Below are 24,849 nucleotides of genomic sequence, written 5' to 3' on the forward strand. Positions count from 1 at the left end.
TTCTGTCTGATGTCCCTGAAAAATCTGTAGAAACCAAGATGTTGGCTCCTACAGGTGTTGAGTTTTCAATATCAGGCCTTGGCTGCGGCCCAGCGCTTCTCGCGCCAGATACGCTGCTGAGTGTTGTCGAGGAAGGTCCAAGCCACGAAGCGGCTTTGTTTCTGGCCCTGAGACATCTCCACCACGCGGCTGTCGAACACACCGGCTTTCTTCAGTGTGCTTTGAATCAACGGCAGGTTCGAGGCCTTGGAGACCAAGGTGCTGAACCAGAACACCTGCTGTGGCACGTGTTTGCTTTCGTTGATCAGTTGCGTCACGAAGCCTATTTCGCCGCCTTCGCACCACAATTCCTGTGATTGCCCGCCAAAGTTCAGCACCGGTAACTTGCGTTTCGGGTCAGCCTTGCCCAATGCGCGCCATTTGCGTTGGCTGCCGCGTTGCGCTTCTTCCCATGAGGCGTGGAACGGTGGGTTGCAGACGCTCAGGTCGAAACGTTCTTCGCTGTGCAGGAGGTCTAGCAGGATCTGTTTGCGGTTGCTTTGCAAGCGCAGGCTGATGACTTTCTGCAGGTTGTTGGATTTGACGATGGCGGTGGCGCCGGAGATTGCCGTGGGGTCGATTTCCGAACCGAGGAACTGCCAGCCGTAGTCACTGTGGCCAATCAACGGATAGACGCAGTTGGCGCCCATGCCGATGTCCAGTGCACGAATCGACGCGCCGCGTGGAATCACGCCGTCGTTGCTCTCAGCCAACAGGTCAGCCATGAAGTGCAAGTAATCGGCGCGGCCTGGGATCGGTGGGCACAGGTAGTCAGCCGGAATGTCCCAATGCGCGACGCCATAGAACGACTTGAGCAGGGCGCGGTTGAACACTCGGACTGCCGATGGATTGGCGAAATCGATGCTTTCGTTACCGTAGGGATTGACCACCACGAACTCGGCCAGCTCGGGGCTGCTTTTGATCAACTTCGGGAAATCGTAACGGCCTTGGTGACGGTTGCGCGGGTGCATCGTGGCTTTAGGTTTGTCTGGGGTGGTCATGGAATTCAATTCTGTGAATGCAGGTGCATCACGCTGTAGGCGCGCGCTTGCCCGCGATTGCTGTGGGTCAGGCACCGTGTTTGATGAACAAAACCTTCGGTGTCAGGGCTGGCCATATCGCGGGCAAGCGCGCTCCTACAGAGAGGCTGACCCGCGAACGGGCCAGCTTTGATGTCGCCCTTACAAGCTGGCGATGCGTGCGTGTTGTTCCGCCAGTTTGGCTAAGGCTTGTTCAGCTTCGGTCAGTTTGGCGCGTTCCTTGGCAATCACTTCAGGAGGCGCTTTGTCGACGAACGCTGCGTTGGACAGCTTGCCGCCCACGCGTTGCACTTCACCTTGCAGGCGCAGGATTTCTTTGTCCAGACGCGCCAGCTCAGCGGCTTTGTCGATCAGACCGGCCATGGGCACCAGCACTTCCATTTCGCCAACCAATGCGGTTGCGGACAGCGGAGCTTCTGCACCGGCAGCCAACACTGTAATAGATTCAAGCTTGGCCAGTTTTTTCAGCAGGTAATCGTTTTCGGTCAGGCGGCGTTGATCTTCGGCGCTAACGTTCTTGAGGAACAGTTGCAGTGGCTTGCCAGGGCCGATGTTCATTTCCCCACGAATGTTGCGGGTGCCCAACATCAGGCCCTTGAGCCATTCGATGTCGTCTTCGGCGGCCTGATCGATGCGTGCTTCGTTGGCCACTGGCCAAGGTTGCAGCATGATCGTCTTGCCGGTCACGCCCGCCAGCGGTGCGAGGCGCTGCCAGATTTCTTCGGTAATGAACGGCATGAACGGATGAGCCAGACGCAACGCCACTTCCAGCACGCGAACCAGCGTTCGACGAGTGCCGCGCTGACGCTCGACCGGGGCATTTTCGTCCCACAGCACGGGCTTGGACAGCTCCAGGTACCAGTCGCAATACTGGTTCCAGATGAACTCGTACAACGCTTGGGCGGCGAGGTCGAAGCGGAACTGATCCAGATGGCGAGTCACTTCAGCTTCGGTACGCTGCAACTGCGAGATGATCCAGCGATCAGCCAAGGATAGTTCCACCGCTTCGCCGTTTTGCCCGCAGTCTTCGCCCTTATCCAGAACGTAACGTGCCGCGTTCCAGATCTTGTTGCAGAAGTTGCGATAGCCTTCGACGCGGCCCATGTCGAACTTGATGTCACGACCGGTGGACGCCAGCGAGCAGAAAGTAAAGCGCAACGCATCGGTGCCATAGCTGGCGATGCCGTCCGCAAACTCGTCACGGGTTTGCTTTTCAATCTTTTTCTGCAGTTTTGGCTGCATCAAACCGGTGGTGCGCTTGGCGACCAGGTCTTCGAGTTCGATACCGTCAATGATGTCCAGCGGGTCAAGGACGTTGCCCTTGGACTTGGACATCTTCTGACCGAGACCATCGCGCACTAAACCGTGAACGTATACGGTCTTGAACGGAACTTGCGGTGTGCCGTCTTCGTTTTTCACCAAATGCATAGTGAGCATGATCATCCGGGCGACCCAGAAGAAAATGATGTCGAAGCCAGTGACCAACACGTCAGTGGAGTGGAAAGTCTTCAGCGCTTCGGTTTTTTCCGGCCAGCCCAGCGTAGAGAAGGTCCACAGCCCTGAGCTGAACCAGGTGTCGAGAACGTCGTTGTCCTGTTGCAGCGCAATCTCTGGCCCGAGATTGTTCTTCGTGCGAACTTCGGCTTCGTCGCGACCGACATAAACTTTGCCTGACTCGTCGTACCAGGCCGGAATCCGATGGCCCCACCACAGCTGACGGCTGATGCACCAGTCCTGAATGTCACGCATCCAGGAGAAGTACATGTTTTCGTACTGCTTGGGCACGAACGCAATGCGCCCGTCTTCCACAGCGGCGATGGCAGGTTCAGCCAGCGGCTTGGTGGAGACGTACCACTGGTCGGTCAGCCATGGCTCGATGATCGTCCCGGAGCGGTCGCCCTTGGGCACTTTCAGTGCATGGTCGTCGACACTGACCAGCAGGCCAGCAGCATCAAAGGCGGCAACGATTTGTTTACGCGCTTCAAAGCGATCAAGACCGGCATAGGCTGCCGGAAGTGCGCCGTCAATCAGCTCATTCAGCGTGCCGTCGATGTTGAACACTTGGGCGACAGGCAGCACTGCAGCGTTTTTGTCGAAGATATTCAGCAGGGGCAGGTTGTGGCGCTTGCCGACTTCGTAGTCGTTGAAATCGTGGGCCGGGGTGATTTTCACGCAGCCGGTGCCGAACTCAGGATCGCAATAATCATCAGCGATGATCGGGATGCGGCGGCCAACCAATGGCAGTTCGACGAACTTACCGATCAGGGCTTTATAGCGTTCGTCTTGCGGGTTAACGGCAACGGCGGCGTCGCCGAGCATGGTTTCCGGACGGGTAGTGGCGACGACCAGGTAATCCAGGCCATCAGCGGTTTTCGCGCCATCGGCCAGTGGGTAACGCAGGTTCCAGAGGAAACCTTTCTCGTCGTGGTTTTCCACTTCCAGATCGGAAATAGCGGTGTGCAGTTTGGTGTCCCAGTTGACCAAACGCTTGCCACGATAGATCAGACCGTCTTCATGCAGGCGTACAAATGCTTCTTTTACCGATTCGGACAGCCCGTCGTCCATGGTGAAGCGCTCGCGGCTCCAATCCACTGAAGAACCCAAACGACGGATTTGACGGCTGATATTGCCACCGGACTGGTCTTTCCATTCCCAGATTTTTTCGAGGAATTTATCGCGACCTAAGTCATGACGGCTCAGGCCTTGGGCTTCGATCTGGCGTTCCACCAGCATTTGCGTGGCGATACCCGCGTGGTCGGTGCCTGGTTGCCACAGGGTGTTGCGACCCTGCATGCGGCGGAAACGGATCAAGGCGTCCATGATCGCGTTGTTGAAACCGTGACCCATGTGCAAGCTGCCGGTAACGTTCGGCGGCGGAATCATAATGGTGTACGAGTCACCAGCGCCTTGCGGAGCGAAATAATTCTCGGACTCCCAAGTCTGATACCAGGAAGTTTCAATGGCGTGCGGCTGGTAGGTCTTTTCCATGCGCGGCTGGACCCTATTGGCATTAATTCAGGAAAGCCGGCAAGTATAGCGGCAGGGGCAGCTGCAAGCCACAGACAGCGGACAGAGGCAAGCTACAAGCGGTGCGCGTTTGGCTTCTGCTTGCAGATTGCGCCTTTATAGCTTTCCGCTTGAAGCTGCTGCGAGCAGCCGCTCCATCCTCGCATCAAGCCGACGTTTGATTTCGGTTTCGATGTGTGGGGCGAAGTCGTCGATGACGTCTTGCATGATCAATTGCGCGGCGGCGCGCAGTTCGTTGTCCAAGTGCAGCAAAAGGTCCGGGTTCGGTGCTGCCTGCTCGGCGACCGGTTCTGGGATCAAGGTGGGGATGTCCGCTTCGTTGCCTTCAAACTCGGCAACCTGCGCAACAGGTTCGGCGTCGAGAAAAGGGATCTTGACCACTTGGCCTTTATCCGTTGTGGCTGTTTGAGCGCCAACCACATCGAACAACAACGGGATTTGCACGTCGCCCTTAACGCTGTCGGTCAGCAACGGCGGTTGCAATGAATCATCCCCGAGCAGTTGGCGGATCGACTCAAGGTCATCCAGCAAATGCGCGGAGTCTTTCAGGGGTTTTGGAGTATCCATCGTGTGCTCAGAGACGCTGTAACCGGTGATCTTGCAGAGGATAGCCCTGTTCACGATAGAAGCGAAAACTCTCTCGTGCGGCCAGACGAATAGCGGGATGTTCTACTACCACTTCCGCCACACGGGCGAAACGCTTGAAAAATTCGGGGATGCGCAGGTCCAGATTGACCAGCAAATCCTGATGTTGCCCTGGATCATCGCCCAGCCCCAGTACGATCGGAGCATCCTGATCGTCCTCGGCATTGCCGTGCGGCACGAAGCTTTCGCCTTTGAAGCGCCACAGTCGCGCGTCGAGGTCTTCACGCTGGGCGGCATCACTGCAATGCAAATAGACCCGATGCCCGAGGCGCCAGGCTTTTTCGCTGAGTTTGCAGGCGAAGTCCAGGCGTGCCTGCGGATCGGCGCTGGGCAGGATATAAAAATCGACTTGGGTCATGTCAGTTCCTGAACGCGGGACGTATCGGCCAAGCGGCCAATACGTCCCTAAGCGGTTTACACGCCAGCGCGGTCGAGCAGGTATTGAGTCAGCAGCGGAACCGGACGGCCCGTGGCGCCTTTGTCCTTGCCGCTCAGCCATGCAGTGCCAGCGATGTCCAAGTGCGCCCAGTTGTAGGCTTTGGCGAAGCGTGACAGGAAGCAACCCGCAGTGATGGTGCCGCCTTTGGGGCCGCCAATGTTGGCGATGTCGGCAAACGGGCTGTCCAGCTGTTCTTGATACTCATCGAACAACGGCAATTGCCAGGCACGGTCGTCGGCTTGTTTGCCAGCGTCGAGCAGTTGCTCGATCAGTTCGTCGTTATTGCCCATCAGCCCGGACGTGTGGCCACCCAAGGCAACGACACAGGCGCCGGTCAGGGTTGCGATATCGATCACCGCTTGCGGTTTGAAGCGTTCAGCGTAGGTCAGGGTGTCGCAGAGGACCAAACGCCCTTCGGCGTCTGTGTTAAGGATTTCGACGGTCTGGCCGCTCATGGTGCTGACGATATCGCCAGGGCGAGTGGCGCTGCCGCTCGGCATGTTTTCGGCACAGGCCAGCAGGCATACCAAATTGATTGGCAGTTTCAGTTCAAGCACGGCGCGCAGGGTGCCGAACACACTGGCGGCACCGCACATGTCGAACTTCATCTCGTCCATGCCCGCAGCCGGCTTGATGCTGATGCCGCCGGTATCAAACGTAATACCTTTGCCGACCAGTACGTAGGGCTTGTCGGTTTTCTTGCCGCCCTGATAATTCATGACGATCAAGCGTGGTGGTTGGTCGCTGCCGATGGACACGGCGAGGAACGCACCCATGCCCAATTCTTTGAGCTTCTTCTCGTCGTGTATCTCAACCTTGAGGTTTTTATGCTCTTTGCCCAGGCTTTTAGCTTCTTCAGCCAGGTAGCTCGGGTGACAGATGTTCGGCGGCAGGTTGCCCAAGTCGCGGGTGAAAGCGATGCCTGTTGCGATAGCAGCGGCGTGCGTGGCGGCGCGCTCAGTGTCAGCCTGGGTAGTTTTGCTGGTCAGCAAGGTGATTTTTTTCAATGCGCGCGGTTCGGCTTTCTGGCTCTTGAAACGGTCAAACACATATTCGCCATCAGCCAAGGTTTCTACCAGCAGGCGCGCTTTGCCGTAGGTGTCGCGATTTTTGACGACCAGCTCATCCAGGACCAGCACGGCATCGCTGCCACCTAGACCTTTCAATACGGACAATGTGCAGCTAACGACTTTGCGAAACTGACGATCAGTCAACTCACCTGTTTTGCCCACACCAACCAACAGCACACGCTCGGCCTTGAGGTGAGGCAAGCTGTGTAGCAAAAGACTTTGCCCGACTTTGCCTGCCAAATCGCCCCGCTTAAGGACTGCGGTGATTTCCCCGCCGGTCAGGGTGTCGAGATTTTTGGCCGCTTCGCTTAGAGCACGACCTTCTGCCACTGCAACGACCAGCGTGGCGGTTTTCAAAGTTTCTGGGCTAGCGTTTTTTACAACAAATTCCATGTCGGGGTCCCCGATAACTGTGGGTTTTCGCAGAAAGAATGAAGCGCACAGTCACTGGCGTTGTTTCGCACCGGTAATGCCTGCGGCAAGGCCCGCAGTTTGACCCTCACCTACGGAGCCTGACAACCCTTCGTGTGCCAGGTTTTTACCCGCTATGGCGTTGCCGCGTAAAGACTCTCGCGCTTCTATGCAGAGCGCGCAGTGACAGACACCCTTAATCACAGGATAATGCCGCATATTTTTTTGGTGGTTCGTCTCTGCGAGCCGTTAGTCATCGTGGCTGATACGTTTTTGTTTGGCCGCCTGTGCCTGACAACCCTGGAGTGTCTGGTTTGATCGTCTTCCGTTATCTGTCCCGAGAAGTGCTGGTGACCATGAGCGCGGTCAGCGCCGTGTTACTGGTGATCATTATGAGCGGACGCTTCATCAAGTACCTGGCTCAAGCCGCATCGGGCGCGCTCGATCCCGGCGTGCTGTTCATGATTATGGGCTTTCGCCTGCCAGGCTTTATGCAACTGATTCTGCCATTGGGCCTGTTCCTGGGCATTTTGCTGTCCTATGGCCGGCTCTATCTCGAAAGCGAAATGACCGTGCTTGCTGCCACCGGCATGAGTCAGCAACGCTTATTGTGGATGACCTTGGCTCCGGCGGCTGTCGTAGCGCTGCTGGTCAGTTGGCTGAGCATGGGGCTGGCCCCGCAAGGTGCTGCGCAGGTGGCCTTGATCGTCAATCAACAAGATGCATTGACCGAGTTCGACACGTTGGTGCCGGGTCGCTTCCAGGCGCTGCGGGACGGTTCCCGGATTACCTATACAAAATCTCTTTCCGAAGACCGCACCCATCTCGGTGGTGTGTTTATCTCCGAAAAAAGGTTGTCCCGCGATGGCAAAAAAGATCAGGGTATTTCCGTACTGGTCGCCGAAAAGGGTCGTCAGGAGGTCAAGCCTGACGGTACGCGTTACCTGATTCTAGAAAACGGTTATCGCTACGACGGTAATCCAGGTGAGGCGAACTATCGCGCCATCAAATACGACACATATGGCGCGGTGTTGCCTAAACCGGAAATCAGTGGAGAAGTTACCGATCGCGAGGCCATTCCTACACGGGATCTGATTGGCAATGACACCTTGCGCGCCAAGGCAGAACTTCAGTGGCGTTTGTCACTGCCGCTGCTGGTTTTCATCGTCACACTAATCGCCGTACCACTTTCCAAGGCCAACCCGCGACAAGGTCGCTTCCTCAAGTTGCTTCCGGCGATTCTTCTGTACATGGCGTACCTCACCATCCTGATCGCCGCGCGTGGAGCGCTTGAGCGCGGCAAGATCCCAATAGCCTTTGGTTTGTGGTGGGTGCACGCGCTGTTTCTGGCGATCGGTGTCTTGTTGCTGTACTGGGAACCTCTGCGGCTAAGCATGGCGAGTCGCCGCGACGCGAAGGAGGTGACCCGTGGTTAAAATTGACCGTTATATTGGCAAAAGCGTCTTTGTGGCGATCCTGGGTGTACTGGGCGTCATTTTGGGTCTGGCTTCGCTGTTCGCTTTCATTGATGAAATGGGCGACATCAGCGACACCTACACGCTGCTAGACGCCAGCTCGTTCGTATTGCTGACGGCGCCTCGGCGGGTCTATGAGATGTTGCCGATGTCGGCGCTGATCGGTTGCCTGGTCGGACTTGGCAGCCTGGCCAGCAGTAGCGAGCTGACCATTATGCGCGCGGCCGGTGTCTCGATTGGCCGCATTGTCTGGGCGGTGATGAAGCCAATGTTGCTGCTGATGATCGCTGGCGTGTTGGTCGGCGAATACGTAGCGCCTGTCAGCGAAGACATGGCTCAGTCCAACCGTTCTCTTGCTCAAGGTAGCGGCGACGCACAAAGCAGTAAATACGGGGTATGGCACCGCGAGGGCGAAGAGTTTATTCATATCAATGCCGTGCAACCCAACGGTGTGCTTTACGGCGTGACACGCTATCGGTTCGACGATCAGCGCCATATGCAGATCGCCAGCTTTGCCAAGCACGCGAAGTTCGATACGGACCATTGGCAACTGCAGGACGTGACCACCACGCGGTTCCATGGTGATAGCACAGAAGTTGTCACCAGTCCGAGCGAGCTATGGGATGTGACGTTAAGCCCGCAGCTATTGAGTACCCTGGTCTTGCCCCCGGATTCGCTGTCCATTTCCGGGTTGTGGAGTTATTCGCACTACCTGGCTGAACAGGGTTTGAATAACGGTCGTTACTGGCTGGCATTCTGGACCAAGGTCCTACAACCGTTGGTGACGATGGCTTTGGTGTTGATGGCTATCTCATTTATTTTCGGACCACTGCGGTCAGTGACCTTGGGTCAGAGGGTGTTCACCGGGGTGCTGGTTGGCTTCACCTTCCGTATTGCTCAGGATTTGCTGGGGCCGTCGAGCCTGGTGTTTGGCTTCTCACCGTTGTTCGCAGTGCTGGTGCCGTCAGGTATCTGCGCTATTGCCGGGGTTTGGTTGTTGCGCAGGGCGGGGTAACCCACCAGTAGGAGCCCACGTATTGGCGAGGCTTAAATTGTCTCGCCAACACGTTGACTCCTACTGGTAATGTTGAAGCGCTTATTTCTGCTTCGGCACCCGCACCAATTGTGTGTCGGAATACATGTCATGCCAGCTGCGTTGCTGCTTGTCGAACAGTACCCAGAAAAAACCCAGTCCTACGCAAAGCCACGAGCCAATCGAGACCACAAAGCGCAGCAGCGCTTGCCATAGGCTGATGCCGGTGCCGTCGGCGTTCTGCACGCGGATGCCCCAGACCTGCATGCCCAAAGTCTGGCCCGAGTGAGTCCAGAACTTGGCGAAGAAGCCGAACAGGACAAACAGCAGGATCGTTGACAGTAACGGATCGCCATCCAAGGTGCCGGCTTCCGACAAGGTTCTCAGTTTGGCTTCACCGATAAACGCCATCAAAATAAGCTTGTAAACCAGAGTGGTGACCATGAGCAGGGCGATGCAGAGCAGGGTGTCGTAAACCATTGCTGCCAAGCGACGACCTAGCCCCGCAATGGGGAAGTCACCTTGGGGGCGAAGCTGATGTGTCGACATGGCGGACGCTCGATTACAAAAAAGAAAGCATTTTACGGAATCCCACGCATAAAAAAGCCCCTGATGGTCAACATCAGGGGCTTTAGTTGTTTCCGAAGGGTTTACGCCTCAGGAATGACCTCATCTGCTTGCAGACCTTTTTGGCCCTGCACGGAAATGAAGGTGACTTTCTGGCCTTCTTTCAGGCTCTTGAAGCCGTTACCCTGAATAGCGCGGAAATGGACGAACAGATCCGGGCCGCTTTCTGGAGTGATAAAACCAAAACCCTTTTCGTCGTTAAACCACTTGACGGTACCGCTCTGACGATCAGCCATTTTCTTTATTCCTTGGAGCTTGAATTAATGACAGCCCCTTTGCGTTGAAAGGGAACTGGGACTGGTTGCAGGAAGTAAGAATCGTCGAACGGGATGTAGCAATACTTGGCTCTACTGCCCGGGTCACGGTTCAGCGACCCATGCAAACACAGTTAAGGAACTTTACGCCAACTTCGCCCGGAAAAACAAGTCCGGCTAAGGCCCGGTTTCAGGGGTTCTCCGGCCTGTTTGAAAACTTTTACCGACACGCCGCAATCGATAGATTTTACGGAAGTTTCTAGTTGTTCGCGCGCCTGGATATGGACTACAACTGCTAATAATCGAGAAGGTATGACTGTCCTGCGCACTGTTTTTGCCAGTGCGCAGCTTGTCGTTATGTTAACCGCGAAAGTAACGCTGAGCCACGAACGGCATCTTGCTGACCTTCATCGGAATTTTTTTGCCGCGCACGATGGCCCATACTTCGCTGTCAAGCGCCACGTGGGCGCTGTTGAGATAGGCCATGACTAGAGGTCCGCCGAGGCTTGGCCCGAAGCCGCCACTGGTGACAATGCCGATGACTTTGTCGTCAGCGTCGACGATTTCTGCGCCTTCACGCACAGGAGTGCGTTCTTGTGGCAAGAGTCCTACACGTTTGCGAGCCACACCTGCTTGCTGCTGGGCGAAGATCTGTTTTGCACCGGGGAAGCCTCCGGCCCGGGCGCCGTCGGCACGTCGTACTTTGGAGATTGCCCACAACAGGCTCGCTTCGATCGGAGTGGTCTCGGTGTTCATGTCGTGGCCATACAGGCAAAGACCTGCTTCCAGACGCAGCGAATCACGCGCTCCGAGGCCAATCGGTGCGACTTCAGGTTCGGCCAGCAGGCGTCGGGCCAAGGCTTCAGCGTGGTCCGCTGGAACCGAGATCTCATAGCCGTCTTCGCCGGTATAGCCCGAGCGGCTAACGTAGCAGTCGGCACCCAGCAGCGTCACTTTAGCGAACTGCATGAAGGTCATTTTCGCCACTTCAGGCGCCAGGCGTGCAAGCACGGTCACGGCAGATGGGCCTTGCAGGGCGAGGAGGGCGCGCGCTTCGAACATCGGCTCGATGTCGCACTGACCTGCCAGATGCTTCTGGATGTGTGCCAGGTCGTCGTCTTTGCAAGCGGCGTTGACCACCAGAATCAACTGGTTGTCGCCAATGTTGGCGACCATCAGATCGTCCAAAATGCCACCGCTTTCGTTGGTGAACATCGCGTAGCGTTGCATGCCTACTGGCAAGTCGATGATGTCGACCGGCACCAGCGTTTCCAGTGCTTTGGCGGCGTTGGCACCGGTCAGGCGAATCTGACCCATGTGCGACACGTCAAACAAACCGGCCTGAGCGCGGGTGTGCAGGTGTTCTTTAAGCACGCCGGCGGGGTATTGCACCGGCATGTCATAACCGGCGAATGGGACCATTTTTGCCCCGAGTTCGCGGTGCAGAGCGTGAAGCGGTGTGGTTAACAACTGTTCAGTGGACATTGATGACTCCTAAGATTTTCCAGAACCGTCTAAACCACAACAATTCCGGTGAATGGCATGAGGCTGGATGTCAGCACTCGATAATGTTCACGGCCAGCCCGCCTCGGGCTGTTTCCTTATATTTGCTTTTCATGTCGGCGCCGGTCTGGCGCATGGTGCGGATCACTTTATCCAGGGACACAAAGTGCTGGCCGTCGCCACGCAGCGCCATGCGCACGGCATTGATGGCCTTGACCGAACCCATGGCGTTGCGCTCGATACAGGGGACTTGCACCAGTCCGCCAATCGGATCGCAGGTTAGGCCCAGATTATGCTCCATGCCGATTTCGGCGGCGTTTTCCACTTGCTGGACATTACCGCCCAACACTTCGCACAACGCGCCGGCGGCCATGGAACAGGCAACACCGACTTCACCCTGGCAGCCCACTTCAGCGCCAGAGATCGAAGCGTTTTCTTTATAAAGAATGCCAATGGCAGCTGCTGTGAGTAGAAAACGCACGACACCGTCTTCGTTGGCTCCGGTAATAAAACGCATGTAGTAATGCAATACCGCCGGAATGATTCCCGCCGCGCCGTTGGTGGGCGCAGTGACGACGCGGCCGCCATTAGCGTTTTCTTCGTTCACCGCCAAGGCGTACAGGTTCACCCAGTCCAGCACCGACAGCGCATCGCGTAGCGCGGCTTCAGGGTTCTGGCACAGCTGACGGTGTAGCGCGGCGGCGCGGCGCTTGACCTTCAAGCCGCCCGGTAAAATGCCTTCGTTACGGCAGCCTGCGGTGACGCAGTCCTGCATGACTTGCCAAATCTTCAGCAGACCGCTGCGGGTTTCTGCTTCCGGGCGCCAAGCGGATTCATTGAGTAGCATTACTTCGCTAATGGACAACCCATGGGTGGTGCAATGGCTGAGCAACGCTTTGGCACTTTTGAAGGGAAAGGTCAGCGGTGTGCTGTCTTCGACAATACGGTCTGCGCCGGCAGCGTCTTCATCGACGACAAAACCACCGCCTACTGAATAATATTCGCGACTACGGATTTGCAATCCAGCGGCATCGAAGGCACGAAAAATCATGCCGTTTGGATGGAATGCCAAGGGTTTGCGGATCATCGCCAGGTGCTGTTTTTCAATGAACGGGATGCTGTGTTCACCGAGCAGATTCAAGCGTTCGCTGCCACGGATCTGTTGCAGGCGCTCGGCTACGGTTTCGGTATTCACCGTGTCCGGGTGCTCGCCTTCCAGGCCCAGCATTACCGCTTTGTCACTGCCATGGCCTTTGCCGGTAGCGCCCAGCGACCCATACAACTCGACCTTGATGCTGGCTGTGCTGGTTAGTAAGTCATCGCGACGCAGGCCTTCGGCAAACCGCGCAGAGGCACGCATCGGGCCTACGGTGTGCGAACTGGAGGGTCCGATGCCGATCTTGAACAGGTCAAATACGCTCAGTGACATGGTGCACTCCGGTATTTTTTGTTGTTATGAGTCGCTTCGCCAACAAGTTGGCTCCTACAGGGAATTGCATTCCTCTGTAGAGCCAACTTGTTGGCGAGGCTGTTAATGCCTATTCAGATCAAGCCTCTTGATAGCTCTCAATCGATGGGCACGCGCAGATCAGGTTGCGATCACCAAAGACATTGTCGACGCGACCCACTGGCGGCCAGTACTTGCCATCAATCAACGAGGCGACGGGGTACACCGCTTGTTCGCGGCTGTACGGGTGAGTCCACTCGCCAACGATTTCGGCCGCCGTGTGTGGCGCGTTTTTCAGCGGGTTGTCTTCCTTGTCCAGCGCGCCACTTTCCACTGCACGGATTTCGTCGCGGATACAGATCATGGCGTCGCAGAAACGGTCCAGTTCTTCCTTGGATTCGCTTTCGGTTGGTTCGATCATCAAGGTGCCGGCCACCGGGAACGACATGGTTGGCGCATGGAAGCCGAAGTCGATCAGGCGCTTGGCGACGTCATCAACGCTGATGCCGCTGCTGTCTTTCAAGGGGCGCAGGTCGAGGATGCATTCGTGTGCCACCAGACCATTGCTGCCGGTGTACAGCACGGGGTAATGCTCTTCCAGGCGACGCGATATGTAGTTGGCATTCAGAATCGCCAGCTGTGAAGCTCGCTTGAGGCCAGCCCCACCCATCATGCGGATGTACATCCAGGTAATCGGCAAAATGCTTGCGCTGCCAAACGGTGCCGCGCAGACCGCGCCCACCTTGCGCTCCATCGTGGCGTGGCCCGGAAGAAACGGGGCAAGGTGCGATTTCACGCCAATCGGGCCAACCCCTGGACCGCCACCGCCGTGGGGAATGCAGAACGTTTTGTGCAGGTTCAGGTGCGACACGTCGCCCCCGAATTTGCCCGGCGCGCAGAGGCCAACCATCGCGTTCATGTTGGCGCCGTCGATGTATACCTGACCGCCGTTATCGTGAACGATGCCGCAGATTTCGCGAATGCCTTCTTCGAACACGCCATGGGTCGACGGGTAAGTGATCATTAGCGCCGCGAGGTGTTCGCGGTGCTCAATGGCTTTGGCGCGCAGGTCTTCGATGTCGACGTTACCGCGTGCATCGCAGGCGGTTACGACCACTCGCATACCGGCCATGTTGGCGGTCGCGGGGTTGGTGCCGTGGGCAGAAGATGGGATCAGGCAGATGTCGCGGCGTTCGTCGCCACGGCTTTGGTGGTAAGCGCGAATCGCCAGCAGACCGGCGTATTCACCTTGAGAGCCGGCGTTTGGTTGCAGCGAAATGGCGTCGTAACCGGTGGCGGCGCAGAGCATCGTTTCCAGTTCGTCGGTCAATTGCTGATAACCCAGGCTCTGCTCGGCAGGGGCAAACGGGTGCAGATTACCGAACTCGGCCCAGGTGACCGGGATCATTTCGCTGGCGGCGTTGAGTTTCATGGTGCACGAGCCGAGCGGGATCATGGTGCGATCCAGCGCCAAGTCCTTATCAGCCAATTTGCGCAGGTAGCGCATTAGCTCGGTTTCGGAGTGATAACGGTTGAACACCGGGTGGCTGAGGATTGGCGATTGGCGCACGAGCGCGGCAGGCAGCTTCGATTTGGCATCGTTAGCCAGTGCGTTGAAGTCCGGCAGTTTTTGTCCATCAACCGCAAATAACTGCCACAGGGCTTCAACGTCGGCCTGTTGGGTGGTTTCATCGAACGACAGGCCAAGGCGCTGGGCGTCGATTTCACGCAGGTTGATCTGTTGCGCGCGGGCCTTAGCGTGCAGGGTCGCGGTGTCGGCGCCGGTGACCAAGGTCAAGCTGTCGAAGAAGAACGCCTGCTCGACGTTTAAGCCCAGCTGGCTCAGCCCTTGAGCGAAAATCGCGGTCAAGTGGTGTGTTCGCTTGGCGATCTGTATCAGGCCACGGGGTCCGTGGTAGACCGCATACATGCTGGCAATGTTGGCCAAGAGCACTTGCGCGGTGCAGATGTTGCTGGTGGCCTTTTCGCGGCGGATATGTTGTTCGCGGGTTTGCATGGCCAGACGCAGCGCAGACTTGCCATGGCGATCAACCGACACCCCGACCAAACGGCCAGGCATGTCGCGCTTGAACGCGTCGCGGGTGGAAAAGTAAGCCGCGTGCGGACCACCAAAACCCAGTGGTACGCCGAAACGTTGTGCACTACCAATGGCCACGTCTGCGCCGAATTCGCCAGGCGGGGTCAGCAAGGTCAATGCCAGCAGATCCGCGGATACCGCCACCAGTGCATGGGCAGCATGGAAGCGTTCGACCAGTTCACGGTAGTCGAATAGATCACCGTTGCTCGCTGGGTACTGCAGCAGCGCGCCAAAATATTCACCGACCTCAGTCAGTTCGCTTTCATCCGCGACCACGACGGTAATCCCCAGCGGTTCAGCACGGGTGCGCAGAACATCGACGGTCTGTGGATGGCAATGGATTGAGGCGAAAAACAGATGGCTGCTCTTGTTCTTGCTCAAGCGCTTGCAGAAGGTCATGGCTTCGGCGGCAGCGGTCGCTTCGTCGAGCAGCGATGCGTTGGCGATCGGCAAACCGGTCAGGTCGCTGATCAATGTCTGGAAGTTCAACAATGACTCCAGGCGGCCTTGGGAAATCTCGGGCTGATATGGCGTGTAAGCGGTGTACCACGCTGGATTTTCCAGCAAGTTGCGCAGGATCGGAGCAGGGGTATGGGTGTTGTAATAGCCCTGGCCAATGTAGGTTTTGAACAGCTGGTTTTTGCTGGCGATAACTTTGATTGACGCCAGTGCATCCGCTTCGCTTTGCCCCGGGCCCATGTCGAGGACGCTGGTGCCCTTGATGCTTTCCGGGATGATAGCGGCGCTCAACGCTTCTAGCGAGTCGAAGCCCAAGAGGCCGAGCATGGCTTTTTCGTCAGCTGGGCGAGGGCCAATATGGCGCGCGATAAATTCGTTAGCGGTGTTTAACTCGATACGGTCAGTCATGTCTATTCCTCAAGCCTCGGCGTTGGCTTTGATCAAGCGGTCGTACGCGCCTTGATCGAGCAAGGCGTGAATGGCGTCAGCATCTTCAGGGATGAAACGAAAGAACCAGCCCGCGCTGGATGCATCTTCGTTGACCAGCTCAGGAGTGGTTTCGAGGGCAGTATTGACTTCAACCACCTCACCATTTAGCGGCATGTTTATGCTGCTGGCGGCTTTGACTGACTCCACTACCGAGACTTCAGCGTGTTGAGTGTAGGCCTGCAGCTCCGGAAGTTGCACGAACACCACGTCGCCTAGCGATTCCTGTGCATACGGGGTGATGCCAACAGTAACGCTGCCATCAGCTTCAGCACGTAACCATTCGTGATCAACGGTGAATCGCAACTCGCTCATAAAAACTCCTCAAAGGCGCAAAAGCTCGTGACCGGCACGAACGTAATGGCGAGTTCATAGCAATTTTGCGGCCAGTGTCTAAATATTGTTTTAAATCATATAGTTATGAGATTTTTAACATCGACATGTTTTGTCCGCTGTAGCGGAATCGCTACAGTTAAACCTGTCTGGAAAATGCCTATGGGATCAGGGCCTTGCGTTGCGCGGCGTGCAGGGTTCTGTAGCGAATTCGTTCCGCTGTAGTGGTTTCAGTACAGTTCAGAGAAATAACCTTCCCTGAAGGAGCCAACCTTTGGGCATCAACCCTTTCCGGAAATCCCATACTTGCGCAGCCGGTGAGCGATGGCGGTGTGGGAAGTTTGCAAACGGCTGGCAAGTTGGCGAGTCGAGGGGTAGCTGACGTAGAGCTTTTCTAGCAAAGTTTTTTCGAAGTCTTCGACCGCCTGTTCCAAGCTGGCGACTTCGCCGTCGGTCTGGCGCGCTACTGAGGTGCCCGCGATGTCCAGGTCGCCGATGTCCACCAGCGAGCTTTCGCAAATCGCCGCCGCGCGGAAAATCACGTTTTGCAACTGGCGCACATTGCCGGGCCAGCGATTACTGAGCAGGGCCGGGTAGGTGCCCGGCGTCAGGCGGCAGATAGGCCGTTGAATCTGCGCGCAGGCTTGCTCCATGAAATAGCGCGCCAACAGCAAAATGTCTTGCCCGCGTTCACGTAGCGGCGGCACCTCAAGGTTAAGCACGTTCAGTCGATAAAACAGGTCCTCGCGAAAGGTGCCTTCGTTGACCATCTTTTCCAAGTCTCGGTGGGTGGCGCTGAGGATCCGTACGTTGACCTTCACTTCCCGGTCGCCACCGACGCGCCGGAAGCTGCCGTCGTTCAAAAACCGCAGCAGCTTGGCTTGCAGGTACGGCGACATTTCGCCGATTTCATCGAGAAACACCGTGCCGTGGTTGGCCATCTCCATCAGTCCGGGTTTGCCGCCACGTTGGGCGCCAGTAAAGGCGCCGGGGGCGTAACCGAACAGTTCGCTTTCGGCGAGGTTTTCCGGGAGTGCGGCGCAGTTGAGCGCCAAAAACGGTGCCGCATGGCGGGCACTGATGGCGTGACAGGCACGGGCCACTAGCTCTTTGCCGGTGCCGGTTTCGCCTTGAATCAGCAGCGGCGCGTCCAAAGCAGCGACGCGCAACGCTCGCGTCTTCAACGTGCGGATGGGCTGCGACTCGCCTAGCAGTGAGTCAAAACCCTCGGAATGGTCATGGTGCAGCGCGGCCAAGCGTTCACCAATGCGGCTCGGCAGGTACAGGGTGAGCAATGCCCCAGCGTCAGTGATCGGCGTGGCGTCCAGCAGGAGAGCTTCGCCGTTGAGCGTGACTTCGCGCAATGGCAGGCGAAAACCGTTTTCCAGCAGCGCCGTATGCAGACCGGGATCAGCGAACAGCTCCGCCACAGATTCGCCCGCAGGCTCACGGCCGCAGAGCGCAATTAGTGCAGGGTTGGCAAGCAGTATGCGGCCGTTGCTGTCCAGCGCCAAAACCGGGTCGGTCATGGCGGCGAGCAGGGCATCAAGCTGAAGGTGCCGCCGTTGGCCGGGAAGGATGTCGACCACGGTAATCGCCTCGACACCGCGCACTCGAAACAGCCGGTCTTTCAACTCTTCCAGCACTTGCGGGCTGAGGGTGGGGGCGTCGATGTATACGTTCGGCGGAACCATCTCCACCGCGTCCAGATTCAGATTGCGCCCGCCGAGAATCGCCAGCACTTCCTGGGTAATGCCAACGCGGTCGATGAAGCAGACGTGGATACGCATGGGGCGAATGAGTGTTCCGGCGGCGAGGGCGGCAATTATGCCAGTAAATTGGGTGGTGGCGTGGCAGGCGCTTCGCCAACAAGTTGGCTCCTAAAGAGCGAACGCGGTGGCGAGAGGCTTTGTAAATTACTTCAGATGCTCAGGCTTCACCGGCTCACCCGATTTAAGGGCGAGCTTTGCCCGGACGTCTTCGAACATTTCGTCGTATTGCTTGTGCATCGCCAGCGGCAGGGTCGCGGTGTGCGGCAAGCCGTGTTTGATTGCGATCTTGTTGGCCACGCTGGCGAAGTTGAAAGCGCTGTCACGCGGCAGATCAAACGTATCTTCGAACGCGTCGCCGTTGACATCGCCGACCATGGAGAAATGCATGTAAGCGCCGTCTTTTGGGTCTTGATGCACTTCGTAGTGGATATGGATGTCATACCCGAAGTCATCGGGTTGCAGCGCAGCGCGAGTGATATACAAATGACCTGGCTCGTACATGTGCGTTGCTCCTTTACGGTACAAAAGTGTAGGAATAGACCACATGGTCGCTTCCCAGGTTCACCGATAGTGAATGCCTTGTCTGGCGGTGCTGATCCGGGTTCCGGCATAACCGTTGACGATGTCTTCGATGTCCGCCAGCGAACCGATCACGGCCTCTTTTCCGGTGTTGCGCGCGAATTCGCAGGCAGCCTGCACTTTAGGCCCCATCGAGCCTGCGGCAAAGCCCAGTTTTTCCATGTCGTCGGGATGAGCCTGGGCGATGGCCTTTTGCGTCGGCTTACCCCAGTCGATAAACGCTGAATCAACGTCAGTGGCAATCACTAGCAAATCGCAGTCCAGTTGCTCCGCCAGCAAGGCCGAGCACAGGTCTTTATCGATCACGGCTTCCACGCCTTTGAGCTTGCCGTCTTCGCCATACATTGTCGGAATGCCGCCACCGCCGGCGCAAATCACGATGCTGCCTTTCTCCAGCAGCCATTTGATCGGGCGAATTTCGAAGATGCGCTTGGGTCTCGGGCTGGCTACAACGCGCCGGTACTTGTCACCGTCTGGGGCAATGCTCCAGCCTTTTTCTTGAACCAGGTGTTCGGCCTCTTCTTTTGAGTAGATCGGGCCGATGGGTTTGCTCGGGTGCTGAAACGCGGGGTCGTTACCATCCACTTCAACTTGAGTCAGCAGAGTGGCGAGCGGTTTATCAATGGGTAGCAGATTGCCCAATTCCTGCTCGATCATATAGCCGATCATGCCTTCGGTTTCTGCCCCAAGCACGTCAAGCGGGTATGGAGATACCGAAGTGTAGGCGGCCGCTTGCAGGGACAGTAGGCCGACTTGCGGGCCATTGCCGTGAGCGACGACCAATTCATTGTGGTGGGATATTTTGGCGAGTTGTTCGGCGGCGATGCGAATATTGATCCGCTGATTGACAGCCGTCATCGGCTCGCCACGACGGAGCAGGGCGTTACCACCCAGAGCAACGACGATACGCATGGTGGTTTTTCCTTTTTGAAGTTAGCGCAACCCCTGTGGAGCCGCCAATAGTGGCTCCTGAAGTCTTGTTGCAACTTATCCTGCCAATGCCGCTACCAAGATTGCTTTAATCGTGTGCATGCGGTTTTCCGCTTGCTCGAAGGCGATGTTGGCTGGGGATTCGAAAACGTCTTCGGTCACTTCCACGCCGTTGGCCAGGTTTGGGTAGCGGCTGGCGATGTCTTTACCGACTTTGGTTTCGCTGTTATGAAACGCAGGCAGGCAGTGCATGAATTTAACCCGTGGGTTGCCCGCCGCTTTCATCATGGCGCTGTTGACCTGATACGGCAGCAATTGCTCGATGCGCTCATCCCACGCTTCTACCGGTTCGCCCATGGACACCCAAATATCGGTGTGGATGAAATCGACGCCTTTGACCGCTTCTTTCGGGTCTTCGGTGATGGTGATGCGTGCGCCGCTTTCCTCGGCGAAGACTTTGCATTGGGCGATGAAATCCTCATGCGGCCACAGCGCTTTAGGTGCGCCGATACGCACGTCCATGCCCAGCTTGGCGCCGATCATCAGCAGTGAGTTGCCCATGTTGTAGCGCGCATCGCCCAGGTAGGCGTAGCTGATGTCGTGCAGCGGTTTGTCGCTGTGTTCGCGCATGGTCATGGTGTCGGCGATCATTTGCGTTGGGTGAAACTCAGCGGTCAAGCCATTGAAAATAGGTACGCCGGCGAACTTGGCCAGTTCCTCGACGATTTCCTGCTCAAAACCACGGTATTCGATGGCGTCGAACATGCGCCCGAGAACCCGTGCGGTGTCTTTCATGCTTTCCTTGTGGCCGATTTGCGACGACACCGGGTCAATGTAGGTGACGTGCGCCCCTTGGTCGTGGGCCGCTACTTCGAATGCGCAACGGGTGCGGGTCGAGGTTTTTTCGAAGATCAGTGCAATATTTTTGCCTTTGAGGTGTTGCTGTTCGGTGCCTGTGTATTTCGCGCGCTTGAGATCGCGGGACAGGTCGAGCAAATAGTGCAGCTCACGGGTGGTGTGGTGCATCAAGCTCAGCAGGCTGCGATTACGCATATTAAAAGCCATGTTTAATCTCCCTTGAAAGTGGGCAAACAATCAGTAATTAACCGGGTCACGAACGATTGGGCAGGTCATGCAGTGGCCACCGCCGCGACCTCGGCCCAACTCACTGGCGCTGATGGTGATGACCTCGACGCCAGCTTTGCGCAGCAGGGTGTTGGTGTAGGTATTGCGGTCGTAACCGATGACCACGCCTGGCTCTAAGGCCACGACGTTGTTGCCGTCGTCCCACTGTTCGCGCTCAGCGGCAAAGCTGTTGCCACCGGTTTCCACCACCCGCAGGGTTTTGAGATTGAGCGCTGCGGCGACGGTGTCGAGGAAGTTGGTGTCCTCGCGACGGATGTCGATGCCACCTGGTTTGCTTTCGTCAGGGCGCAAGCTGAAGGCGACGATTTGTTTGACCACGTCCGGGAAAATCGTTACCAGGTCGCGGTCACAGAAACTGAACACGGTGTCTAGATGCATCGCTGCGCGGGACTTTGGCAGACCGGCGACGATCACCCGTTCAACCGCGTTGTACTTGAACAAGTTCCGCGCCAGTTGGCCGATGGCTTGATGTGACGAGCGCTCGCCCATGCCGATCAACACCACACCATTACCGATGGGCATTACGTCGCCACCTTCAAGGCTGGCGTTACCGTGATCTTCATCCGGGTCGCCGTACCAGATACGGAAATCCGCGTTGACGAACTCAGAGTGAAATTTGTAGATCGCGCTGGCGAGCAACGTTTCCTGACGCCGCGCGGGCCAGTGCATCGGATTCAAGGTAACGCCGCCATAGATCCAGCAAGTGGTGTCACGGGTGAATATCGTGTTTGGCAACGGCGGCAGAATGAAGCTGGAATGCCCCAGGAAATCGCGGAATATCTCTAGAGTCTTTCCGCCGAAATCGCTCGGCAGGTCATCTGCAGACACGCCGCCAATCAAGTATTCGGCGATCTTGCGCGGCTCCAGGCTGCGCATCCAGGCGTTGGTCTCGTTGATTAAACCGATGCCGACGGAGTTCGCACTGATCTTGCGCTCCAAAATCCAATCGAGTGCTTCGGGCGTCGCCACGATATCGGTCAGCAGATTGTGCATTTCCAGCACATCGACGCCACGCTCACGCATTTTGGTGACGAAATCAAAATGGTCGCGCTTGGCCTGATTGACCCATAGCACGTCGTCGAATAGCAGTTCATCGCAGTTATTTGGAGTCAGGCGTTGGTGAGCGAGGCCGGGTGAGCAGACCAAGACCTTTTGAAGCTTGCCTACTTCAGAGTGGACGCCAAGTTTGACGGGTTCAGCGGACATTTCTGTACTCCTCCAATGACATGAGCAGGGGTGTTACAACAGGGTCAGAAAACCGGCGTAAAGGCCATAGGCAGCAGCCAGCGCCCCGATCAGCACGACGGCAAAGATCAACTTCTCCAGGTTGGTAAAAACCGGTTGGCCGAGTTCACGTTTGGCTTTGGCAAACAGAATCACGCCGGGTGCATAGAGCAGGGCCGAGAGCAGCAGGTATTTCACGCCGCCGGCATAAATCAACCAGACCGCATAGATCAGCGCGACGGCACCGATAAACAGGTCTTTCTTGCGTTCGGCGATGGCCTTTTCGTAGGTTTCGCCGCGCACCGCTAACAACACGGCATAGGCTGCGGACCACAGATACGGGATTAAAATCATCGAGGTCGCGAGGTAGATCAGCGACAGATAAGTGCTGGCAGAGAATAAAGTGATGATCAGGAATACCTGAACCATGGCGTTGGTCAGCCACAGTGCATTGGCCGGTACATGGTTGGCGTTTTCACGCTTTAGGAACGCTGGCATGGTGTGGTCTTTGGCTGCGGCAAACATGATTTCCGCACACAGCAAGACCCACGACAGCAGGGCGCCGAGCAGGGAGATGATCAAGCCCACGCTAATCAATACCGCGCCCCAATGCCCGACTACATGCTCAAGCACGGCAGCCATTGATGGATTCTGCAGTTTGGCCAATTCTGGCTGAGTCATGATGCCCAGCGACAGCACGTTCACGAACACCAGAAACAGCAACACGGTGATGAAACCAATGATGGTGGCCTTGCCCACATCCGAGCGCTTTTCGGCCCGGGCGGAAAAGATGCTTGCGCCTTCAATGCCAATGAACACCCAGACGGTGACCAGCATCATGTTGCGCACCTGATTCATCACGCTGCCCAGGTCCGGGTTCTTGATACCCCAAATGTCAGCGGTGAAGATGTCTAGCTTGAAGGCGAAGATCGCAATCAAGACAAACAGCAACAGCGGCACGACTTTGGCAACGGTGGTGACGAGGTTTATAAACGCGGCTTCTTTGATCCCGCGCAGCACCAGAAAATGTACTGCCCACAACAAAATAGAGGCCCCCACTATTGCGGCTGGGGTGTTGCCTTGACCGAAGATCGGGAAGAAATAACCGAGGGTGCTGAACAGCAGAACGAAGTAACCGACGTTGCCTAGCCACGCGCTGATCCAGTAGCCCCAGGCTGACGAAAAGCCCATGTAATCGCCAAAACCGGCTTTGGCGTAAGCGTATACACCACCATCGAGGGTGGGTTTACGGTTGGCCAGGGTTTGGAACACGAACGCCAGGGTCAGCATGCCGACGGCAGTTATTGCCCAACCCAGTAAAATGGCGCCGACGTCGGCGCTGGCGGCCATATTTTGCGGGAGCGAGAAAATCCCCCCGCCTATCATCGAGCCCACTACCAAGGCCACTAGCGCGCCGAGTCGAAGTTTGCCAGGAGAATCAGACATCGCGCAGCTCCATCCAAGAGAAGGAATTCACAACGGTAGTTCAATCGCTGTACGGGCAGATGACGCAGATCAAGTAGTTATCTTATTGCCGTGACAATCTGTCGCTGGTGCCTGCAGGCAACTGGGGCAACCTGGACCACATAACTCGACACGCTATCGTTGCTCTATTTGTAGATACCGTCTTGTTGCGAGGTGGCGAGGTGGCGAAGTGTCATGCATCGCATGAAGTCCTTCGCCAGAAGTTGGCATCTACACAGAGTTTTCAGCAGGCTCCGGCCTTGACCAGATCCATAGATTGCCCAGGCTCATACCGCCAATGGCGAGGTAGACCGGCCAGTGGTGGTTGAGCAGGATGAGCATCGCTACAACGCAGATCAACATGCTGACGCTAGCGCTGATTTTAGCCCGGCGGGCTATCAGGCGGCCGTTGCGCCAATTGCTCAGCATCGGGCCAAACAGTCGATGGTTTTCTAGCCAGGCGCTTAACCGGGGTGAACTTTTGGTGGCAGCCCAGGCGGCCAGCAGGATGAATTCGGTAGTGGGCAAACCGGGTACGACGATGGCGATCAAGCCTATGGTCAAGCTGACATAGGCAAGAATACCGAACAGCACGCGAGCGGTTTTTGAGCCGGTCGGTGCGTGAGGTTTGGTCGAGAGGGTCATGGGCGTGTGTCCATTTAACAACCCGGGCAGTTTAACAGGGCTGGCCGGGCGCGCCGGGTTCAAGCAGTTTAAGTCTTCGGTGCGGTGGCGTAAGCCTGTCGCAGCAACACATTGAAACGTTCAAATGCCTCGATTGCGCCCCGTTCGACTTGCGCCTCTTGCTCGGCACTGAGCTGCAAATTATCCAGAGTTCGCACAAAACGCTTCCAACCGTCGGCCCGGCCCCCGGCAGGTTCGCTCAGATGACGCGCGCCAAAGGTAGCGTTGAGGTCTAGAGCCACGGCGCGCTTGATCAAAAAAGCTGCGCCCAGCTTGGAGCCTTCCGAGACGTATAACCATCCCAATGCCTGGAATTTGGTGGGCTGAAGCAGTGCACCGGCGACCGGTTCAGGCACCACGGTGCAAAGGTCTGTCAGATCGGCCTTGGCGTGTTCAGCGCGGCAGCGGTCGGGCAGGTCGTCGAAGATTTTCACCAGTTCCGGGTCGTTGTACACGGCTTCCAACTCCGCTTGAAAAACGTATTGAGCCACGACAAAGCGGGTGTAACTGGCCAAGCTTTCAAACGGTGCGTTGGCTTTTACCGCCTTGTCGAGCTGTTCATGAGGCGCCTGGGTGATCTGATTCAGCCGTTGAGAGCGAAGGGCCGGGCGATGCTGTCGGGAAGTCATAAATCGTCCTTTTAAAACACGTTTCGAAACGAGTA

At 56.8% G+C, this 24,849-nt stretch carries 21 protein-coding genes; 2 read left to right on the forward strand and 19 right to left on the reverse strand.

What is annotated here, in order from left to right:
• Positions 1 to 71: 71 nt before the first annotated feature.
• The 5 genes from rlmF to RGW60_RS00985 form a co-directional block, all read right to left on the reverse strand.
• Positions 72 to 1,040, reverse strand: a complete 969-nt coding sequence (gene rlmF, locus RGW60_RS00965; protein ID WP_322201302.1) for a 23S rRNA (adenine(1618)-N(6))-methyltransferase RlmF — start codon at positions 1,038 to 1,040, stop codon at positions 72 to 74.
• 180 nt (positions 1,041 to 1,220) lie between these two features.
• Positions 1,221 to 4,067 carry a valine--tRNA ligase gene (locus RGW60_RS00970; RefSeq protein WP_322201304.1) on the reverse strand — a complete coding sequence of 949 codons (2,847 nt, stop codon included), beginning with the start codon at positions 4,065 to 4,067 and terminating at the stop codon, positions 1,221 to 1,223.
• A gap of 135 nt (positions 4,068 to 4,202) precedes the next feature.
• Entirely contained in the window at positions 4,203 to 4,673 is a 471-nt protein-coding gene (locus RGW60_RS00975) for a DNA polymerase III subunit chi (RefSeq protein WP_322201306.1), read from the reverse strand.
• 7 nt (positions 4,674 to 4,680) lie between these two features.
• Positions 4,681 to 5,109, reverse strand: coding sequence for a DNA polymerase III subunit chi (locus RGW60_RS00980; protein WP_322201308.1), 429 nt, complete (start codon positions 5,107 to 5,109; stop codon positions 4,681 to 4,683).
• A 56-nt stretch (positions 5,110 to 5,165) separates the two neighbouring features.
• Entirely contained in the window at positions 5,166 to 6,653 is a 1,488-nt protein-coding gene (locus tag RGW60_RS00985) for a leucyl aminopeptidase (RefSeq protein ID WP_322201310.1), read from the reverse strand.
• Positions 6,654 to 6,985: 332 nt separating this feature from the next.
• Here RGW60_RS00985 and lptF point away from each other — a divergent pair, with 332 nt between their 5' ends.
• On the forward strand, positions 6,986 to 8,107 hold the full coding sequence (gene lptF / locus RGW60_RS00990) for an LPS export ABC transporter permease LptF (RefSeq protein WP_322201312.1): 1,122 nt from the start codon (positions 6,986 to 6,988) through the stop codon (positions 8,105 to 8,107).
• The gene (lptG, locus tag RGW60_RS00995) at positions 8,100 to 9,161 is read left to right on the forward strand and encodes an LPS export ABC transporter permease LptG (RefSeq protein WP_322201314.1); all 1,062 of its coding nucleotides are present in this window, start codon (positions 8,100 to 8,102) and stop codon (positions 9,159 to 9,161) included. The genes lptF and lptG overlap by 8 nt, the downstream gene beginning before the upstream one ends.
• Positions 9,162 to 9,242: 81 nt before the next feature.
• Here the strand turns inward: lptG and RGW60_RS01000 are convergent, their stop codons facing one another.
• The 14 genes from RGW60_RS01000 to RGW60_RS01065 form a co-directional block, all read right to left on the reverse strand.
• Positions 9,243 to 9,728 carry an RDD family protein gene (locus RGW60_RS01000; RefSeq protein WP_322201316.1) on the reverse strand — a complete coding sequence of 162 codons (486 nt, stop codon included), beginning with the start codon at positions 9,726 to 9,728 and terminating at the stop codon, positions 9,243 to 9,245.
• Between the two features lie 101 nt (positions 9,729 to 9,829).
• Positions 9,830 to 10,042: a cold-shock protein gene (locus tag RGW60_RS01005; protein WP_322201318.1), complete on the reverse strand. Its 213-nt coding sequence runs from the start codon at positions 10,040 to 10,042 to the stop codon at positions 9,830 to 9,832.
• A 378-nt stretch (positions 10,043 to 10,420) separates the two neighbouring features.
• Positions 10,421 to 11,545 (reverse strand): glycine cleavage system aminomethyltransferase GcvT, encoded by a 1,125-nt coding sequence (gene gcvT, locus RGW60_RS01010; protein ID WP_322201320.1) that lies wholly within the window; start codon positions 11,543 to 11,545, stop codon positions 10,421 to 10,423.
• A gap of 70 nt (positions 11,546 to 11,615) precedes the next feature.
• Positions 11,616 to 12,992: an L-serine ammonia-lyase gene (locus tag RGW60_RS01015; protein WP_322201322.1), complete on the reverse strand. Its 1,377-nt coding sequence runs from the start codon at positions 12,990 to 12,992 to the stop codon at positions 11,616 to 11,618.
• 118 nt (positions 12,993 to 13,110) lie between these two features.
• Positions 13,111 to 15,975 (reverse strand): aminomethyl-transferring glycine dehydrogenase, encoded by a 2,865-nt coding sequence (gene gcvP, locus RGW60_RS01020; RefSeq protein WP_322201324.1) that lies wholly within the window; start codon positions 15,973 to 15,975, stop codon positions 13,111 to 13,113.
• 9 nt (positions 15,976 to 15,984) lie between these two features.
• Positions 15,985 to 16,368 carry a glycine cleavage system protein GcvH gene (gene gcvH / locus RGW60_RS01025; RefSeq protein ID WP_322201326.1) on the reverse strand — a complete coding sequence of 128 codons (384 nt, stop codon included), beginning with the start codon at positions 16,366 to 16,368 and terminating at the stop codon, positions 15,985 to 15,987.
• A gap of 299 nt (positions 16,369 to 16,667) precedes the next feature.
• Positions 16,668 to 18,176, reverse strand: a complete 1,509-nt coding sequence (locus RGW60_RS01030) for a sigma-54-dependent transcriptional regulator (RefSeq protein ID WP_322201328.1) — start codon at positions 18,174 to 18,176, stop codon at positions 16,668 to 16,670.
• A gap of 126 nt (positions 18,177 to 18,302) precedes the next feature.
• On the reverse strand, positions 18,303 to 18,659 hold the full coding sequence (locus RGW60_RS01035; RefSeq protein WP_322201330.1) for a DUF5064 family protein: 357 nt from the start codon (positions 18,657 to 18,659) through the stop codon (positions 18,303 to 18,305).
• Between the two features lie 60 nt (positions 18,660 to 18,719).
• A complete protein-coding gene (gene arcC / locus RGW60_RS01040; protein WP_322201332.1) occupies positions 18,720 to 19,649 on the reverse strand; it encodes a carbamate kinase in 930 nt (309 codons plus the stop codon).
• A 75-nt stretch (positions 19,650 to 19,724) separates the two neighbouring features.
• Complete coding sequence (locus RGW60_RS01045; protein ID WP_322167880.1) at positions 19,725 to 20,732, reverse strand: ornithine carbamoyltransferase; 1,008 nt, start codon at positions 20,730 to 20,732, stop codon at positions 19,725 to 19,727.
• A gap of 30 nt (positions 20,733 to 20,762) precedes the next feature.
• Positions 20,763 to 22,019 carry an arginine deiminase gene (gene arcA, locus RGW60_RS01050; RefSeq protein ID WP_322201334.1) on the reverse strand — a complete coding sequence of 419 codons (1,257 nt, stop codon included), beginning with the start codon at positions 22,017 to 22,019 and terminating at the stop codon, positions 20,763 to 20,765.
• 33 nt (positions 22,020 to 22,052) lie between these two features.
• A complete protein-coding gene (gene arcD / locus RGW60_RS01055) occupies positions 22,053 to 23,483 on the reverse strand; it encodes an arginine-ornithine antiporter (RefSeq protein WP_322201336.1) in 1,431 nt (476 codons plus the stop codon).
• Between the two features lie 249 nt (positions 23,484 to 23,732).
• Positions 23,733 to 24,146: a YbaN family protein gene (locus RGW60_RS01060; protein ID WP_322201338.1), complete on the reverse strand. Its 414-nt coding sequence runs from the start codon at positions 24,144 to 24,146 to the stop codon at positions 23,733 to 23,735.
• Positions 24,147 to 24,214: 68 nt separating this feature from the next.
• A complete protein-coding gene (locus RGW60_RS01065) occupies positions 24,215 to 24,814 on the reverse strand; it encodes a biliverdin-producing heme oxygenase (RefSeq protein ID WP_322201340.1) in 600 nt (199 codons plus the stop codon).
• Positions 24,815 to 24,849: the final 35 nt, after the last annotated feature.

It is taken from the genome of Pseudomonas sp. AB6, from assembly GCF_034314105.1.
Classification (GTDB): Bacteria; Pseudomonadota; Gammaproteobacteria; order Pseudomonadales; family Pseudomonadaceae; genus Aquipseudomonas.